At 73.4% G+C, this 15,858-nt stretch carries 15 protein-coding genes; 5 read left to right on the top strand and 10 right to left on the bottom strand.

Going from position 1 to position 15,858, the window contains the following annotated elements:
• Positions 1 to 23 precede the first annotated feature (23 nt).
• The 3 genes from ACFYO9_RS17330 to ACFYO9_RS17320 all read right to left on the bottom strand — a co-directional run bounded on the left by ACFYO9_RS17330 (position 24) and on the right by ACFYO9_RS17320 (position 5,136).
• Positions 24 to 3,167 carry an SMC family ATPase gene (locus ACFYO9_RS17330; protein WP_355806743.1) on the bottom strand — a complete coding sequence of 1,048 codons (3,144 nt, stop codon included), beginning with the start codon at positions 3,165 to 3,167 and terminating at the stop codon, positions 24 to 26.
• A complete protein-coding gene (locus tag ACFYO9_RS17325; protein WP_358775841.1) occupies positions 3,164 to 4,327 on the bottom strand; it encodes an exonuclease SbcCD subunit D in 1,164 nt (387 codons plus the stop codon). Before ACFYO9_RS17325 ends, ACFYO9_RS17330 begins: the two co-directional genes overlap by 4 nt.
• Positions 4,328 to 4,509: 182 nt before the next feature.
• Complete coding sequence (locus ACFYO9_RS17320; RefSeq protein ID WP_358775839.1) at positions 4,510 to 5,136, bottom strand: YigZ family protein; 627 nt, start codon at positions 5,134 to 5,136, stop codon at positions 4,510 to 4,512.
• 160 nt (positions 5,137 to 5,296) lie between these two features.
• Here ACFYO9_RS17320 and ACFYO9_RS17315 point away from each other — a divergent pair, with 160 nt between their 5' ends.
• Positions 5,297 to 5,974, top strand: a complete 678-nt coding sequence (locus ACFYO9_RS17315) for a 4'-phosphopantetheinyl transferase superfamily protein (RefSeq protein ID WP_355807210.1) — start codon at positions 5,297 to 5,299, stop codon at positions 5,972 to 5,974.
• A gap of 52 nt (positions 5,975 to 6,026) precedes the next feature.
• Here ACFYO9_RS17315 and ACFYO9_RS17310 read toward each other — a convergent pair whose 3' ends face one another.
• From ACFYO9_RS17310 to ACFYO9_RS17300, 3 genes are all read right to left on the bottom strand, one after another.
• Complete coding sequence (locus ACFYO9_RS17310) at positions 6,027 to 7,715, bottom strand: amidohydrolase (protein ID WP_358775837.1); 1,689 nt, start codon at positions 7,713 to 7,715, stop codon at positions 6,027 to 6,029.
• An 85-nt stretch (positions 7,716 to 7,800) separates the two neighbouring features.
• The gene (locus ACFYO9_RS17305) at positions 7,801 to 9,249 is read right to left on the bottom strand and encodes an APC family permease (RefSeq protein ID WP_358775836.1); all 1,449 of its coding nucleotides are present in this window, start codon (positions 9,247 to 9,249) and stop codon (positions 7,801 to 7,803) included.
• 130 nt (positions 9,250 to 9,379) lie between these two features.
• Positions 9,380 to 10,060 carry a transcriptional regulator gene (locus ACFYO9_RS17300; RefSeq protein ID WP_358775834.1) on the bottom strand — a complete coding sequence of 227 codons (681 nt, stop codon included), beginning with the start codon at positions 10,058 to 10,060 and terminating at the stop codon, positions 9,380 to 9,382.
• Positions 10,061 to 10,218: 158 nt separating this feature from the next.
• Between ACFYO9_RS17300 and ACFYO9_RS17295 the strand changes: the two genes are divergently transcribed.
• Positions 10,219 to 10,674, top strand: a complete 456-nt coding sequence (locus ACFYO9_RS17295; protein ID WP_355806732.1) for a TerB family tellurite resistance protein — start codon at positions 10,219 to 10,221, stop codon at positions 10,672 to 10,674.
• A 60-nt stretch (positions 10,675 to 10,734) separates the two neighbouring features.
• Here ACFYO9_RS17295 and ACFYO9_RS17290 read toward each other — a convergent pair whose 3' ends face one another.
• Together ACFYO9_RS17290 and ACFYO9_RS17285 are read right to left on the bottom strand one after the other, a co-directional pair.
• A complete protein-coding gene (locus tag ACFYO9_RS17290) occupies positions 10,735 to 11,667 on the bottom strand; it encodes a M56 family metallopeptidase (protein ID WP_358709098.1) in 933 nt (310 codons plus the stop codon).
• A gap of 23 nt (positions 11,668 to 11,690) precedes the next feature.
• Complete coding sequence (locus tag ACFYO9_RS17285) at positions 11,691 to 12,098, bottom strand: BlaI/MecI/CopY family transcriptional regulator (RefSeq protein ID WP_355806730.1); 408 nt, start codon at positions 12,096 to 12,098, stop codon at positions 11,691 to 11,693.
• A 160-nt stretch (positions 12,099 to 12,258) separates the two neighbouring features.
• Between ACFYO9_RS17285 and ACFYO9_RS17280 the strand changes: the two genes are divergently transcribed.
• Positions 12,259 to 12,834: a TerD family protein gene (locus ACFYO9_RS17280; RefSeq protein ID WP_355806729.1), complete on the top strand. Its 576-nt coding sequence runs from the start codon at positions 12,259 to 12,261 to the stop codon at positions 12,832 to 12,834.
• A gap of 76 nt (positions 12,835 to 12,910) precedes the next feature.
• A complete protein-coding gene (locus tag ACFYO9_RS17275; RefSeq protein ID WP_358775833.1) occupies positions 12,911 to 13,318 on the top strand; it encodes a CoA-binding protein in 408 nt (135 codons plus the stop codon).
• Between the two features lie 66 nt (positions 13,319 to 13,384).
• On the opposite strand, the gene ACFYO9_RS17270 is transcribed toward ACFYO9_RS17275, so the two are convergent.
• Complete coding sequence (locus tag ACFYO9_RS17270; RefSeq protein WP_358775937.1) at positions 13,385 to 14,446, bottom strand: helix-turn-helix domain-containing protein; 1,062 nt, start codon at positions 14,444 to 14,446, stop codon at positions 13,385 to 13,387.
• Positions 14,447 to 14,636: 190 nt separating this feature from the next.
• Between ACFYO9_RS17270 and ACFYO9_RS17265 the strand changes: the two genes are divergently transcribed.
• Positions 14,637 to 15,077, top strand: a complete 441-nt coding sequence (locus ACFYO9_RS17265) for a nitroreductase family deazaflavin-dependent oxidoreductase (RefSeq protein ID WP_358775831.1) — start codon at positions 14,637 to 14,639, stop codon at positions 15,075 to 15,077.
• Positions 15,078 to 15,169: 92 nt separating this feature from the next.
• Here ACFYO9_RS17265 and ACFYO9_RS17260 read toward each other — a convergent pair whose 3' ends face one another.
• On the bottom strand, positions 15,170 to 15,760 hold the full coding sequence (locus ACFYO9_RS17260; RefSeq protein ID WP_355806724.1) for a CGNR zinc finger domain-containing protein: 591 nt from the start codon (positions 15,758 to 15,760) through the stop codon (positions 15,170 to 15,172).
• Positions 15,761 to 15,858 lie beyond the last annotated feature (98 nt).

The raw sequence follows: 15,858 nt of genomic DNA, 5'->3' as shown, positions 1-15,858 counted from the left end.
GCCTTTCCGTCGCCCTCGCCCCCTCAGACCCCGCCCCGCTGCCGCACCGACGACCCGGCTCGTCCCTTCACGACCTCCAACTGCGCGTACACCCGCCGCCTCAGGTCGGCCACGTGGCTCACGATGCCCACGCTGCGGTCCCGCTCGCGCAAGGAGTCGAGGACGTCGAGGACCTCGTCGAGCGTCTGGTCGTCGAGGCTGCCGAAGCCCTCGTCGATGAAGAGCGTGTCGAGGCGGACGCCGCCCGCCTCGTCCGTGACCACGTCGGCGAGGCCCAGGGCCAGGGCGAGCGAGGCGAAGAACGTCTCGCCGCCCGACAGCGTCGACGTGTCCCGCTCGCGGCCCGTCCAGGCGTCAACCACGTGCAGACCGAGGCCCGAACGCCCGCGCCCCGTACGGTCGTCGGAGTGTACGAGGGTGTAGCGCCCCGACGACATGCTGCGCAGCCGCACGGTCGCGGCCGCCGCCACCTGTTCCAGGCGGGCGGCGAGCACGTACGACTCCAGGCGCATCCTGCGTTCGTTCTCCGCCGAGGTGCCCGCGGCCAGTCCGGCGAGCCGGGCCACCCTGTCGTACGCGTCCCGCAACGGCGCCAGCCTGCGCATCGCCGCGATCGATCGGGCCGAGAGGCGGTCGAGTTCGGCGCAGCGCCGTTCGGCCGCGTCCCGCGCGGAGGTCGCGCCCCGCAGGCGCAGGTCCGCCGCCTCGGCGGCCTCCCGCGCGGCCGGTAGATCGACGGCCGGCTGCCGCGCCGCCGCGGCCGTGTCGGGCTCGGCGAGTACGGAACGCACCGCTGCGTCCTCGTTCCGCCAGGCGTCGATGCGGTGCTGGACCTCGCGGTAGCGGGCGTCGTCGAGCAGGGCGGCGGCCGCGGCGGCCGGCGTGTCGAATCCGGCGCGGTACGCCGCGTCGGCGAGGCGGGCGTCCGTGTCCTTGAGGCGCTCGGCGGTGTCGGCGGCCGCGCGCGCGGCGTCCGCCGCCTCGGTGAGCAGCGCCGCCTGCCGCTCCAGCTGGGCGGCCCGGTCCGCGACGCTCCCGCTCGCGCCCCGCGCCCGCGTCAACTCCTCGTCGAGCGACTCCTGTTCCCGTACGAGGGCGTCCCGCAGGGTGGTCCGCGACGCGGCGCGCCGCGCGGCCTCCTGCTGGCCCGCGAGCCTGCGCTCGTACTCCCGCTCGGCCTGAGCCAGGGCCTCCCTGGCGGCGTGCAGACCGGAGGCACGGTCGCGGGCCTCGGTATAGGCGTGCAGCAACGCGTCGACGGCGGCGGCGAGTTCGTCGGTGGTCCGGTCGATCGCCTCGGCGGCCCGGCCCGCGTCCCCGGCCGTGCCCCCTCCCGCGGCCGTGCCTCCTCCCGCGGTCGGCGTGCCCTCGTCCGTGGCCGTCTCCTCGCCCGGATGCGTCGCCGGGCCACCGCCCCGCGCGGCCTCCGTCGCCGCCGCCAGCGACTCCCGTACGTCGCCGAGGGTTCGCTCGGCCGCCTGGCGCGACTCGTCCGCTCGCCGGTGGTCGGCGAGCGCCGCCTCTTCCGTCCGGCGGTCCACGTGGCCGGCGACCTTCGGGGTCGGTGCGGGGTGCTCCGTCGCGCCGCACACCGCGCACGGTTCGCCGTCCGTCAGGTGCGCGGCCAGTTCGGCGGCGATGCCCGTGAGGCGCTGCTCCTTGAGCGCGAGCCAGTGTTCGTGGGCCGCTGTGGCGGACTCGCGGGCGGCCAGGGCGTGTTGCTGTGCTGCCGCCACCTCGCGGGCGAGGCGGTCGCGGCGGCGGGCCGCGTCCAGGCGGGCCCGCGCCGGTTCGAGACGGCCCGCCAGTCGCTCGGCGTCGGTCGCGGCCTCCTGGGCGGATGCGATGCGCTCCTGGAGCGTGGTCCGGTTCGCCTCCCAGCCATCGAGCCAGGCCGCCGCCTCCTGGAGCAATTCGTCGTCCGCGCGCTCCTGGCGGTCCAACGTCGCGCGTTCGGCGGTGATCTCGGCGATCCGCCGTTCGGCGCGGCGCGCGGACGCGAGGCCGCCCAACTCCTCGGCCGCCGCACGTGCGGCGGCGGCGAGGCCCGCCGCGCCGGCGGCCGCGAACGTCTCGGGCAGGCGGCCACGCGCGCGTGCCTCGGCCTCCGCCGCGCGGTGGTGGTCGGCGTCGGCGGTGTCGCGCAGGCCGAGGGCGGGCGCGACCTTCTCCGCCTTGCGGGCCCGTTCCAGACGCTCTTCGAGCTCGCGCTGTTCGTCTTCGCGCGCGTGGAGTTGTGCCGCGCGCGACTGCGCCTCGGCGAACCGGGCCTGCAGCCGGTCGAGTTCGCGTGCCTCCCCCAGCCGGCGTTCGGCGGCGGCCTGGGCGGATTCGGCGGCCGAGAGCGCACAGTGGGCGACGGTGAGGCGTTCGCGGGCACCCGCGCGGGCGACGGCGGCCCAGGTGAGGACCGCGTCCGCGAGACCCGGGTCGCCCGGGGCCGCGTCGGGTAGGGGCAGTTCGGCGCCGAGGCCGTCGTCACCGGCGGCCTGTTGCATGCGGTGCGCGTCGGCGAGCAGCGCCGCGTCCCCGTCCTTGACCTCTGCCTCGGTGGAACGCCGCTGCTCGGCGAGGCGCTGTTCGACGGCGGCGAACCTGCGGGTGTCGAAGAGCCGCCCGAGCAGCTTGCCGCGCGCCTCCGCGTCCGCGCGCAGGAAGCGCGCGAAATCGCCCTGTGGCAACAGCACGACCTGGCAGAACTGCTCCTTGCTCATGCCGAGCAGCTGGGTGATCTCCTCACCGATCTCCTGGTGGGAGCGGCTCAGGTCCTTCCAGCCGCCCGGGTCGGCCGCGGCGTCGTAGGCGCGCAGCCAGCTCTGCGCCTTCTCCATGGTGGTGCCCTTGCCGCGCTTCTTGGGGCGCTCCCACGGAGGCTGGCGCGTGATCTCCAATCGGCGTCCCGCGACGGTGAGTTCGAGGCACACCTCCGTGCGGGTGCCCTGCTGCGCATGGTCGCTGCGCAGCGTCACACCCTGCCCGCTGCCCTGCCGGGCGCCCGGCACCGAGCCGTAGAGGGCGTAGCACACGGCGTCCAGGACGGAGGTCTTGCCCGCGCCGGTCGGGCCGTGCAGCAGGAAGAGTCCGGCGGCACTGAGGTCGTCGAAATCGATGTCCTGGGTGGTGCCGAAGGGCCCGAAGGCGGTGATGCGGAGCCGGTGGAGCCTCATCGGGCGACCTCGCGCAGGGTGTCGTCGGTACGGACCGCGTCGAACGCCGAACGCAGCACTTCCTGTTCCCGTTCGTCGGGGCCCGCCCCTCGCACGTGGGTCACGAAGTCCACGGCGATCTGCTGGTCGCTACGGCCCTGGAGGCGCTGGGCGTACGAGACCTCCGGGTCGTCGGGGGCCCGGTCCGGGTCGAAGACGAGGCTGAGGGTGTGCGGGAAGCGCTCGCAGAGCCGGGCCATCGGGTCGTCGGGGCGCACCGCGTCGGTGAGGGTGGCCTCGACCCATGCCTCCTCGTGACGGTCGAGGGCGGGGTCGTCGAGCAGGTCGTCGAGGGTGCCACGGAGCCGTGCGAGGGGTCGGGGCACCGGGCAGTCGACGCGCTCCGCCTCGATGCCCCCTTCGGGGCCGAGGTCGACGAGCCACATGCTCTTGTGGTGGCCGGCCTCCGAGAAGGAGTACGGGAGGGGGGAGCCGGAGTAGCGCACGCGCGTGTCGATGGTCTGGCTGCCGTGCAGGTGGCCGAGTGCCACGTAGTCGACGCCGTCGAACACCCCGCACGGTACGGACGCGACTCCGCCGACGGTGATGTCCCGCTCGCTGTCGCTGGCCTCGCCCCCGGTGACGAAGGCGTGGGCGAGAACGACGGAACGCGTGCCGGGCGGCCGGGCGGCGAGGTCGGCGCGCACCCGCTCCATGGCGGCCGCCAGGACCGCCTCATGGCCCGGCTTGGCCACGCCGAACTCGTCCTTCACCAGGGCGGGTTCGAGGTAGGGCAGGCCGTAGAAGGCCACTTCCCCATGGGCGTCGGCGAGGATCACCGGCCGGTCGCAGGCGGCGGGGGCGGTGCGCAGATGGATGCCGGCGCGGTCGATGAGTCCGGCGCCGACTCCGAGGCGGCGTGCCGAGTCGTGGTTGCCGGAGATCATGATCGTCGGCACACCGAGGTCCGCGAGCCGGTGCAGGGCGTCGTCGAAGAGCTCGACCGCCGCGAGCGGCGGCACCGCCCTGTCGTACACGTCGCCGGCCACGACCACGGCGTCCACGTCGCGCTCGCGCACCGTCTCCACCAGATGACCGATGAAGGCGGCCTGGGCGTCGAGCATGTTCACGCGGTGGAACGATCGCCCCAGATGCCAGTCGGACGTGTGCAGCAGCCTCATGATTCACGAGACTATCGGGCGGGTCGGACATCACGGGCGGCCACTCCCGCAACTGCCCCCTGCGGGGCCACACACCGCGCAGGACCTTCTGCCCTTTTGCCCCGGCCCACGCCCTTTGTTCGGAGTGGCCACTCCGTGTCAGGCATCCGTGAGGCCTCCCTCAGGCGGCCGTCGCGTGCTCCTCACGCCTCCCCGTAAGCCTCTCCCCCGAGCTCGAGGATCGCGCTGCCCGCGGTGGCGTCGGCCAGCCAGCCCCGGAAGGCGTCCACGTCGGCGTCGGGCAGGCCGATCTCGATCGTGACCGCTTCGCCGTAGCGGACGTCACGCACCTCGCGTCCGGCCGCGCGCAGATCGTTCTGGACCTTGCCCGCGCGCTGGTGGTCGACCGTGACGGTGGCCAGGCGGAAGCGGCGGCGGGTGACGGTCCGCAGGGCGTCGAGGGCTTCGCCGACCGATCCTCCGTAGGCACGGATCAGACCGCCGGCGCCGAGCTTGACGCCTCCGTAGTAGCGGGTCACGACCGCGACGACGTACCGCATGTCGCGGCGCAGCAGCATCTGCAGCATGGGGACGCCCGCGGTGCCGCCGGGCTCGCCGTCGTCGCTCGCCTTCTGGACTGCGGCCTCGGCCCCGATGACGTACGCGAAGCAGTTGTGACTGGCGGTCGGGTGCTCCTTGCGGACGCGCGCGACGAAGTCCTGCGCCTCCCGCTCGGTGGCCGCGGGTGCCAGGGCGCACAGGAAGCGCGAGCGGTTGATCTCGGTCTCGTGCACGCCCTCGCGGGCCACTGTGCGGTACTCGTCCTGCATCACGCCAGCGTAGGCGCTCCTCGGCGGCCCGCCGCACCCGGGCAGGCGGCCGGGTGGCGTGGGCCACAGCCCGCACGCGCGCGTGCGCCGCCCGGTACGGTGATCTCTCGTGACGTCACCTTCGATACCCGTGCGCCAAGTGCCGGATCCCGCCGGGCCCTTGGCGAGTCTGCTCGCCGACGTGCCCGTCACCGTCGTCGAGACCCACGAGGACCCCGTCGACGCCGTGCTCTTCCCCGAGGAGGAGGCGGTGGTCGCGAAGGCGGTGGCCAAGCGGCGCAACGAATTCACCACCGTGCGGCACTGCGCCCGCACCGCCCTGGCCCGGATCGGTGTGCCGCCCGCGCCGATCCTCCCGGGACAGCGCGGCGCGCCGGGCTGGCCGGCCGGGGTCGTCGGGAGCATGACGCACTGCGCCGGGTACCGCGCCGCGGTGGTGGCCCGCGCGGGTGAGGTGATCTCGGTCGGCATCGACGCGGAGCCGGGTGAGCGCCTGCGCGACCCGGAGGTCCTGAACCTGGTGGCCGACGAGACGGAGCGAGCCGCCCTGGGAGCGCTCGGTGTCCGGTACCCCGCCGTCCCGTGGGACCGGCTGCTCTTCAGTGCCAAGGAGTCCGTCTACAAGACGTGGTTCCCGCTCACGGGGCGTTGGCTCGGCTTCGAGGACGCCCGGGTCGAGCTGACTGCGGAGGGGACGTTCACGGCACGGCTGCTGGTCGAGGGACCGGTAGTCGAGGGCGCCGAGCTGACGGTGTTCTCCGGCCGGTGGGCGGTGCGGAACGGGATCGCCGCCACGGCCATCGTCCTGCCGGTGACCTCCGCGCTTCCGGTGGCGTGAGGCGCGGCGTCGATACGCCGCCATAGGAAGGGCTCTGCAGGAGGGCGCGCGCTCACTCTCCGGCAGCCCGATATGTAGGCCGGCCACCCAGCCAGGTGCCCCGCACGCGCGCGTGCCGGATCTCCATGGGGTCGGCCGCCCTCGGGTCGGCGGAGAGCAGCACCAGATCGGCGGGGGCGCCCGGCGCGAGCTCCAGGCGGCCGTCGGCGCCCGCCTGGTGGGCGACGCCGGCCGTCGCCGCCGTCAGCGCCTGGTCGACGGTGAGCCGCTGGTGCGGTATCCAGCCGCCGGCCGGCTCCCCCGTGAACGTACGCCTGGTGACGGCGACTTGGATGCCCTCCAGCGGCACGTGCGAGCTGACGGGCCAGTCACTGCCGAACGACAGCCGCACGCCGTCGCGTGCCAGCTCGCCCATCGGGTACTGCCGCCCGGCGCGCTCCGGGCCGATGCGCGGGATGGACAGCTCGGTCTGGAGCGGGTCCGGCTGGGCCCACAGCGGCTCGAAGTTGGCGATGACGTCGAGCGCCGCGAACCGCGGCAGGTCGGCGGAGTCGACGACCTGGACGTGGGTGATCACCGGACGCCGGTCCCAGGCGGGGTTGGCGGCCACCGCGGACTCGATGGCGTCCAGCGCCGCGCGCACGCCCGCGTCTCCGATGGCGTGGATGTGGGTCTGGAACCCCTCGGCGTCGAAGGCCCGCACCGCCTCGGCGAGCGCACCGGGCTCCCAGACCGGCATGCCGCAACTGTGGGGCGCGTCGAGGTAGGGGGCGAGCATGGCGGCCGTACCGCCCTCGATGACGCCGTCGCTGAAGTACTTCACCGTCCGCGCGGTGAGCAGTTCCCCGCCGTCGGCGGCCACCCGCGCGCAGGTCGCGGCGAACGGCCCGAGCTGCTCGCGCCAGCGGTCGGGGTCGGCCCGCTGGGCGAGGTCGACCCGGACGGAGAGGGCTCCGCTCCGCGCGGCAACGAGATAGGCCTCGGCCATCTCCGGTTCGACCCAGGCGTCCTGGACCCAGGTGATGCCCGCGCGCGCGTACGCGTGCCCGGCCCTGCGCACCGCCTCCACGAGGTCGTCCGTGGCCCGCGCGGGCACCTGGTCGAGCACCAGGTCGCAGGCGTGCCATTCGCGCAACGTCCCCAGGGGGCTGCCGTCCGCGCGCCGCACGATCCAGCCGAGACGTGGTTCGGGGGTCGTCCCGGTCACCCCGGCCCGGCGCAGCGCCTCGGTGTTGCACCACACCGTGTGGTAGTCGTGGGCACGCAGGACGACGGGCCGGTCGGGGACGACGGCGTCCAGCCAGCGCGCGTCGAACGCACCGTCGGGGGCGAGTGCGGGGTCGTAGGAGGCGCCGACGACCCACTCCGTATCGGGGTTCTCCTTCGCCCACCGCCCCACTTCGGAGACGATCGCGTCCACGGAGTCCAGCTCCTTGATCTGCGGGCCGAAGCTTTCGAGGCCGCCGAAGAGCGGGTGGGCGTGGCCGTCCCCGAAGGCGGCCATCAGCAGTCCGGTCCCGATGTCGACGACCTCGTCCGCCGTCGCGGCGAGGGCCCGCGCCTCGTCCCCCAGGGCGACGATCCGGCCGTCGCGCACGGCGAGCGCCGTGCTGTCACCGGTGCGGGTCCCGTCGGGCCGACCGCTCCCCCCATCGAAACCGTCACTGCCGCCGTCACCGCTACCGCTACCGCTACCGCCGGTGCGTACCGTGCCCAGGAAGACGAGGGTCGTCGCCGCCATACTGCCGCTGCTCCTTGCTCAAGGTCTCGGGTGTCGTGGTCTCGTGGTGCCGTGGTCTCGTGCTGGGCCGTCTCCGCGTCCGCGGTCACACCCGGTCGGCGTCCACCGTCGTCAGTCGCTCGTACGCCGCCGCGTCGCGTCGTCTGATCCGCAGCGCCGGCACCACCCCGGCCGCGAACAGCACCGGCAGCGGCGCGATCAGGGCCACGTTCACACCGGTCGACGCGCCCGTGAGCAGGTCGAGGTCGGCGCAGACGAGGACGATCATGACGGCGAGCCCCGCGCACGCGACGAGTGGGGCGGCGACCACCCGCCAGGCCGGCATACCGCGCCGGTCCGCGCGGAAGAAGCCGTACACGGCGAGCGCGGTGAGCGCCTGCAGGAGCATCACGCCGAGGATGCCGGAGCCGCTGGTCCACAGGAAGATCACCGTGTACGGGTCGGCTCCGACGGCCATCGTCAGCACGGTCACGGCGAGCGCGATGCCCGACTGGACGACGACGGCGGTGGCCGGCGCCTTCGTCCGCGCGGAGACGGTGCCGAGCCGGGCCGGCAACAGGCCCTCCCTGCCGAGCGCATAGAAGTAGCGGGCGGCGCCGTTGTGGAAGGCGAGGGTGGCGGCGAAGGCGCTGGTGATGAGCAGGACATGCATGGAGTCGGAGGCCCACGCTCCGGCGAACCGCTCGGTGGCCGAGAACACCATGTCGGTGCCGCCGTCCCCGCTCGCGACCGCCTGGGCCCGGTCGGAGCCGTACGCGTTGATGATCATCCAGACGGTGAAGGTGTAGAAGAGCGCGAGGAACGCCACGGCCACGCAGGTGGCGCGGGGCACGCTCCGCTCGGGGCGCCGCACTTCCTCCGCGTAGATGGCGGTCGCCTCGAAGCCCACGAAGGCCCCGATGGCCAGCACGAACATGCCGCCCACCCCGGAGTTGCCGAGGCCGCCGGGCGAGAGCGTACCGAGATCGAGTCCGCGCGGGCCTCCCCCGTCCGCGACGACACCCCCTTCGAAGACGAGCAGCACCAGCACCTCGAGGACGAGCGCGACGCCGAGGATCCTGGCGCTCAGCGTCACCTTGAGGTAGCCGAGCACGCCGATGGCGACGAGTCCGGCCAACGCCCAGAGCCACCACGGCACATGGACCCCGGTCAGGTCCTCGACGCCGGACTCGGCGAACCACCCGAAGGCGGCGAGCAGCCCGACTTCGATGGCGTTGTACGAGAAGAGGGCGACGTAGGCGGAGCCGGCCCCGGTCGGCCTCCCTAGCCCCCGTGCGATGTACGCGTAGAAGGCGCCGGCGTTGCGCACGAAACGGCTCATGGCGGTGAAGCCCGCGGCGAAGACGATGAGGAGCAGCCCGGAGATCAGATAGCCGAGCGGTGCCGCCCCGCCCGCCATGCCGATGGCCACCGGCGCGACCCCGGCCATGACAGTAAGGGGCGCGGCGGCGGCCACGACGAAGAACACCAGGTCCCCGGTCCCGATGGCGCCGCCACTGAGACCGCGGGAGGTAGAGGCGGTCGGTGTGGTCACGCGCGTACCCCCGAGGTCGGATGCGCCGAAAACTTCGATCGCGCCCGGAACCAGAGCCTCTGGTCCGAAGAGCCTCTGGTCCGAGCTGGCAGGACCGTACTCCGCGCGGGAAGCGTCTGGGAAGCGGCCGTTACGCCCTTCCGTCCCCCTCGCCCCGCGCGACCGTCTCCCAGAACATCTCCTCGTACCGTGCCACCAGCCGCCCGAAGCGCAGGTGTGCCGCCGTCACACGGCCCCGGTCGAGGCCCGCCTGCACCGCGGCGAGCGCCTGCCGGTCGAGGTCCGGCGCGGGCTCCGCGAACAGGTCGAAGAAGCCACAGGCCGCGTCGGAGAAGCCGTAGTGGTCGCGCAGCGCGCGGGCGATGGCGGCGCAACTGCGGCCCCAGACCTCGAAGTTCGCGGTGAGGGCGAGGACGACGTCGGCCGGCTCACCGTTCAGGGCGAGCCACGCCACGTACGAGGGGTAGGCCTGGCAGCCGGCCTGCGGCTCGTACGTCGCCGCCTCGTCCCTGCTCACCTCGCAGGCGTCGAGCAGCGGGGTGAGCCGTTCCCTTGCGAGGCTCTCCCCGTCGGCCAGGGTGTCGAAGAACGCGGCGGACTCCAGGTCCTTCGCCTCGGCCGCGCGTCGGGACAGGTGCTGGAAGGAGCACCGGTCGGCGGGGATGACGTGCCGCTGCTCCAGGCCGAGGACGGCGATCGTGCGCACCTGCGCCGAGCCGTCGGCGATGCGCGGGACGAGCGGGTTCGTGGCGGGGTCGGGGGCGAGGCGGGCCGCCGTGGTCCGCAGGAGTTCGTGTGCCGTGGGCGTCATGGCGCGCACCTTCCGCTGTGCGGGAACTTCTCGGCCCGACTGCTAGTTTCTACTCTGCTGTAGAAATTGGCGGGGACCCGGACCTGCGCGCAGCGTACCGGGCACCCCGTCGAACACCCCTGATACATCGACACATCGATACATTTATGGAGTTCCCCATGGCTCTGTGGGACCGCGTCAAGGAATCCGCATCGACGATGCAGACCCAGTTGATGGCGAAGAAGAACGACCTCAAGAGCGGCGCATTCCGCGACGCCAGCATGGCGATGTGCGCCCTGGTGGCGGCCGCCGACGGCACCGTCGACCCGTCCGAGCGCCAGCGCGTGGCCCAGCTGATCGGTTCGAACGAGGTCCTGCAGAACTTCCCCGCGGACGACCTGCGCCGCCGCTTCGACGCGTATGTGGACAAGCTCACCGCGGACTTCGCGTTCGGCAAGGTGAGCGTTCTTCAGGAGGTCGCCAAGGCGAAGAAGAAGCCCGCGGAGGCCCGCGCGGTGATCCAGATCGGCATCGTCATCGGCGGCGCCGACGGCCACTTCGACAAGGACGAGCAGGCCGTGGTGCGCGAGGCGTGCTTCGCGCTGGAGCTGCCGCCGCACGAGTTCGACCTCTGATCCGGCCTCCGACGCGCCTCGCGGGCCGGCCTCCCGGGCCGGTCCGCGCCCCCGCGCCGCTCACAGCGGTGTGGCCGCCCGCAGGATAAGGACCATGGTCACGGCCGAGTTGGCCGAGGACATCGCGGACACGGCGGTGCCGAAGGCCGCGGACCAGAGGGCCAGCCCCACCGCGGTGAACACGGACGGGCGGGTGCGGACGGCCGGCGCCGGAGCGAGCAGCGCGGCGACCCGGCGCGGCACAGGGCCGGGCGCCGCGAGGCCCGCGAGGGTCGGTGCGGGCACACCGCGCGACACGAGGGCGGCCTTGCCGATCGCGCGGGCCACCACACGCCGGTCCCGCACCGCCCCCGCCGCCGCCTCGTCGGCCCACCGCTCGGCGGCGTAGGCGACGGAGGTGCGCAGCGGCCGCAGGAACGGATTGGCGCGGGCCGCGAGTTGCGTGACGATCAGGTGCCGGTGGTGCCGCGCGGACAGGTGGGCCCGCTCGTGGGCGAAGAGCGCGCGGCGCTCCGGGGCCGTGAGCCGGGAGAGCATGCCGCGGGTGACCACGACGCGGCCGCCCGCGCGCGAGGGCAGGGCGTAGGCGTACGACGCCTCGTCGGCGAGGACGGCGACGGAGTTGCCGGGCAGCCCCTCCAGGGCGCGCCGCCCCCGTACCCGTACCCGCGCGTGCCGCCACAGCGTCCGGGCGCACGCGGCCCAGACGGCGAGCAGCGCGGGGATCGCGACCCGTCCCGCCACCTCGTCGTAGGGGACGGCCGCACGCACCTCGGGGTCGGACCAGCCGTCCGGCAGGGGGTTGCCCGGCAGTTGGGCGGTGCCGACGACCATGAGGAGCGCCAGACAGAGGGTGCTGCAGAGCGCCATCACGCCGGCGACGGCGGTCAGCAGCCGCGTCGCGGTGCGCGGATGGAGATGCTGCTCGGCGAGGCGGGCGATCGGCCACGCGGTCAGCGGCAGCACGAGCGGCAGGAAGACGAACACACCCATCAGTGGAGAACCCCCGTCGGGCGTCAGTCGTCGGCCTCGGCGCCCGCCTGCCCGAGCAGCTCGCGCAGGAGCTGTTCGTCGTCGGGCGTGAGCGTCGTGACGAAGCTGGCGAGCACGGCCTCGCGATCGCTCTCGCCGTCGAGGACCTTGCGCATGCGGAAAGCGGCGAGCCCGGCCTCGTCCGAGGCGGGCGTCCAGGCGAAGGAGCGCCCCGCGCGCTCGCGGGTGACCACGTCCTTGGCGAGCAGCCGGGTGAGGATCGTCATGACGGTCGTGTACGCGAGGTCTCCGCCGATCCGCTGCTGCACCCAGGCCGCGCTGACGGGGCCGCGCGCGGCGTGCAGCGCGGCGAGCACCTGCGACTCCAGCTCGCCCTGTGCGCGACGGCGCAGCCGCGGCGGCCGCTCGTCACGCTCGTCGTGGTGCGTCATGCCCGGGAATCCTCCGTCGTCCGTGTACTCCACCGCGGACGGGGAGCGCCCTATCGTAACGGGGCACCACCGCGCACCCCACTTCTACATTCCTGTAGATTTCGGGGAGCCGGCATCCGACATCCGGCATGCACACACACTCGGACCTCAGGAGGACATCGTGGGAGTTTCCCTGGCCAAGGGCGGCAACGTCTCGCTCAGCAAGGAGGCCCCGGGCCTCACCGCCGTGCTGGTCGGCCTGGGATGGGACGTGCGCACCACGACCGGCACCGACTACGACCTCGACGCCAGCGCGCTGCTCTGCGACGACTCCGGCAAGGTCGTCTCCGACCAGCACTTCGTCTTCTACAACAACCTCACGAGCCCCGACGGCTCGGTCGAGCACACCGGTGACAACCTCACCGGTGAGGGCGAGGGCGACGACGAGGCCGTGAAGGTCAACCTCGCGCAGGTGCCCGCCGACATCTCGAAGATCGTCTTCCCGGTGTCGATCCACGACGCCGAGACGCGCGGCCAGAGCTTCGGCCAGGTCCGCAACGCGTTCATCCGCGTGGTGAACCAGGCCGACGGCGTGGAGATCGCCCGCTACGACCTGTCCGAGGACGCCTCGACCGAGACCGCCATGGTCTTCGGCGAGCTCTACCGGCACGGTGCCGAGTGGAAATTCCGCGCGGTCGGTCAGGGTTACGCCAGTGGGCTGCGCGGCATCGCGTCGGACTTCGGTGTGAACGTCTGACGCATCCGGCGCTCGGCGAGCGGCGCCCACGGCTTCGACGGCATCCGGCCGCGGAGCCCGATCGAGGAGGCAGGTCATGTACGGCGACCAGGAGACGGTCCGCAAGATCCTCACGGAGTCCGGTGACACCTGGGCGGTCGTGGGCCTGTCCAACAACCAGGACCGGGCGGCGTACGGCGTCGCGGCCGTCCTGCAACGTTTCGGCAAGCGCGTCGTGCCGATCCATCCCAAGGCCGAGACGGTCCACGGCGAGCAGGGGTACGCGTCCCTGTCCGCCGTGCCGTTTCCTGTCGACGTGGTGGACGTGTTCATCAACAGCGCGCTGGCGGGCCAGGTCGCCGACGAGGCGGTCGCCGCCGGCGCGCGGGCGGTGTGGTTCCAGCTCGACGTGGTCGACGAGGCGGCGTACGACCGGACCCGCGCCGCGGGCCTCGACATGGTCATGAACCGCTGCCCCGCCATCGAGATCCCGCAACTGGGCTGATCCGCCCCGGTTCCCGGGCGTCGGCGACCCCGCACAGGTCGCCGCTCAGAACGCACAGGTCGCCGCTCAGAACGCCTGGGCGGGCCAGTGCAGGAGTCGGGCCCCGATCACCGCCGTCTGCAACGTGTAGCGGTGCACGGGGTCCGACGGGCTGGCCCCGGTGAGGCGGTGGATGCGGTCCAGGCGGTAGGTGAGGGCCCGCACGCTCAGCGAAAGCCTGCGGGCCGCCTCCGCCGCGACGCAGCCCGCGTCGAAGTAGGCGGCGAGCGTGTCGATCAGGGGCTGCGCCCCGCCGCGGGCCTGCCGCAGCGGCCCGAGCGTGTGCAGCACCAGATCGGTCATGGCCTGCCGGTCGCGGGTCAGCACGGGATAGACGAGCAGGTCGGCGGCGCGCAGCAACGGCCCGTCGAGTTCGAGCCGTTCGGCCAGGTCCAGGGCGTTGAGCGCCTCTTCGTACGACTGGACGACACCGCCAGGACCGGGCTGCGGGCGGCCGATGACGACGCGGCCGCCGTCGGTGGCGGTGTACGCGTGCTTGGCGAAGAAGGAGAGCACCTCGCCCTGGTCGCCGGGGGCGATGCAGACGAGCCGGCCGTCCTTGGTGGTGACCAGGATGCTGCGGTCCCCGAACCGGCCGATCAGCGCGCGCTCGACCTCGCGGGCCACCGCGTCGCCCTCCTCGTACTCGCGGGTCCCCTGGGCGACGGCGACGGCGTGCTCGTACGAGAGGCGCAGCCCGAAGCGTTCCGCGCGCTCGGCGAGCAGACCGAGGTTGCTGCGCCCGTGCAACAGGTCGTCGATGAACTCCCGCCGGGCGGCCTCCTCCTGGCGGACCGCGAGGCGCTGGGCGCGTTCGTACCCCGCGGCGAGGGCGTCCACGGCTTGCTCAGCCGCTGCCAGCACGCTGTCCACGGAGCCCGTCGCCGCGGCGGGCCAGTACTCACGGGTCGCCGCCAGGTGCACGCGCACCAGGGCCCGCAGCCCGAGCCCCGCCTCGGCGGCCCGCTCCCCCAGCGCGCGCCGCGAGTCCAGCTCCTCGCGGGTGGGCCTGCGTCCGGTCGCGGCCGCCGCGGCGAGCATCGGCGCATAGCCGTCGAGATACTCCTCGGGTATGCCGTGCCCCGCCATGGTCCGCCCCCACTGCCGCGATGACCCGCTGTCACCGTGATGAATCATTTGAGGCATTTCTAACGCATCGGTCGCCGTGGACGTTCGGCAGGTCGGGGTGAAGGTGCGGGTGAGGCGATCGGGGGGACGCGTTCGGGTGAGGCGGCGGCGGAAGCGGAACAAGACGGGATCGCCTCGCGTTGGGCGAGGTATGCCTCTGACTGGTGAATACGAGCCCGGCACGTGGGACTGGGCGAGCAAGCAGGTCGTCGAGTACGAGAGCTCCGGCGGTAAGGAGGGGACGACCATGCAGGGCAAGCCCGTCATCGTCCTCACCTCGGTCGGCGCCAAGAGCGGCAAGCTCCGCAAGAACCCCCTGATGCGCGTCGAGCACGCCGGGGAGTACGCGGTGGTGGCCTCGAAGGGCGGTGATCCGGCGAACCCGTCCTGGTACCACAACCTCGTCAACAACCCTCATGTGGAATTGCAGGACGGCCCCGTCAAGAAGGACTACCGCGCGCGGGTCGCCTCCGGCGAGGAGCGCGAGCTCTGGTGGGAGCGGGCGGTGGCGGCGTGGCCGGACTACGCCGAGTACCAGAAGAAGACGACCCGCGAGATCCCGCTCTTCGTCCTGACGCCGATCGAGTCCTGACCGCGCTCCTGCCTTGACCGCGATCGAGTCCTGATCCGTGCGGGTGGCGGCCGCGCCTCGGCCGGTCCGTCGCCGCCGGAGGTTTCCGGTGCCTACCGCTCCCGCTGCCGGGCGCGGTAGGCGCGCAGGTTCGCCGCGTTGCCGCACGTCTTGACGTCGTGCCAGGCCCCGCTGTTGTTGCGGGAACGGTCGTAGAACGCCACGCGGCACTCGGGGTTGCGGCAGGTTTTCAGGCGTCGTGCGGTGTCCGCCTGCTGCCCCTCGTAGACCTCGGCCAGGACGAGCGCGACGAGCTGATGCCCACCGTGGCCCCGGGCTTCGAGCCGTACGACACCGTCGCCCCCGAGCCGCAGCGCGGCCTCGCCGGAGTGCTCCGGGATCTCCGGGTGGTCCCCGGCCAGGGGCCCCGCGCCTGGCACGGCGGCCTCGCGCAGTGCGTCACGCAAGCCCCTGATCACGCGCAGCGCCGCGTCGTCCAGCGTCACGTGCGGCGTCTGCCGACCCGTGACAGCCGCCCACGCCGCGGTGGCCCCGTTCGTCCACTCCTGCGCGTCCGCCACGTCGGCGAGCAGGTCCCGGTGGGCCGGCCCGCCCGCGGCGACGGTGTTGAGCAGATCCTGGACGAGTGCGAGGCCGCCGGGCGCGGACTCCAGGCGGTACCGCTCGGTCGCCGACCAGGTCATGGTGGATCACTCTCCGGGATTCGTACGGGCACCCCAACTCTTTCACGTCGGTCGCGGCCGGCCCGGGCGAGCACGCGACCGCACCGGGCCGGCAACGG

This window comes from Streptomyces sp. NPDC005863 (assembly GCF_042871345.1).
In the GTDB taxonomy this organism is placed as follows: Bacteria; Actinomycetota; Actinomycetes; order Streptomycetales; family Streptomycetaceae; genus Streptomyces.
The sequence above is the reverse complement of the archived record's forward strand: the minus strand, read 5'-3'. Positions and strand labels throughout refer to the sequence as shown.

What these genes read in the sequence shown, in the direction of transcription:
- ACFYO9_RS17265 (WP_358775831.1), top strand. Translation starts at nt 14,637, where the DNA reads ATGCCTCTGACTGGTGAATACGAGCCCGGCACGTGGGACTGGGCGAGC.
- ACFYO9_RS17275 (WP_358775833.1), top strand. Translation starts at nt 12,911, where the DNA reads ATGTACGGCGACCAGGAGACGGTCCGCAAGATCCTCACGGAGTCCGGT.
- ACFYO9_RS17270 (WP_358775937.1), bottom strand. Translation starts at nt 14,446, where the DNA reads ATGGCGGGGCACGGCATACCCGAGGAGTATCTCGACGGCTATGCGCCG.
- ACFYO9_RS17330 (WP_355806743.1), bottom strand. Translation starts at nt 3,167, where the DNA reads ATGAGGCTCCACCGGCTCCGCATCACCGCCTTCGGGCCCTTCGGCACC.
- ACFYO9_RS17260 (WP_355806724.1), bottom strand. Translation starts at nt 15,760, where the DNA reads ATGACCTGGTCGGCGACCGAGCGGTACCGCCTGGAGTCCGCGCCCGGC.
- ACFYO9_RS17310 (WP_358775837.1), bottom strand. Translation starts at nt 7,715, where the DNA reads ATGGCGGCGACGACCCTCGTCTTCCTGGGCACGGTACGCACCGGCGGT.
- ACFYO9_RS17320 (WP_358775839.1), bottom strand. Translation starts at nt 5,136, where the DNA reads ATGCAGGACGAGTACCGCACAGTGGCCCGCGAGGGCGTGCACGAGACC.
- ACFYO9_RS17285 (WP_355806730.1), bottom strand. Translation starts at nt 12,098, where the DNA reads ATGACGCACCACGACGAGCGTGACGAGCGGCCGCCGCGGCTGCGCCGT.
- ACFYO9_RS17300 (WP_358775834.1), bottom strand. Translation starts at nt 10,060, where the DNA reads ATGACGCCCACGGCACACGAACTCCTGCGGACCACGGCGGCCCGCCTC.
- ACFYO9_RS17290 (WP_358709098.1), bottom strand. Translation starts at nt 11,667, where the DNA reads ATGGGTGTGTTCGTCTTCCTGCCGCTCGTGCTGCCGCTGACCGCGTGG.
- ACFYO9_RS17295 (WP_355806732.1), top strand. Translation starts at nt 10,219, where the DNA reads ATGGCTCTGTGGGACCGCGTCAAGGAATCCGCATCGACGATGCAGACC.
- ACFYO9_RS17325 (WP_358775841.1), bottom strand. Translation starts at nt 4,327, where the DNA reads ATGAGGCTGCTGCACACGTCCGACTGGCATCTGGGGCGATCGTTCCAC.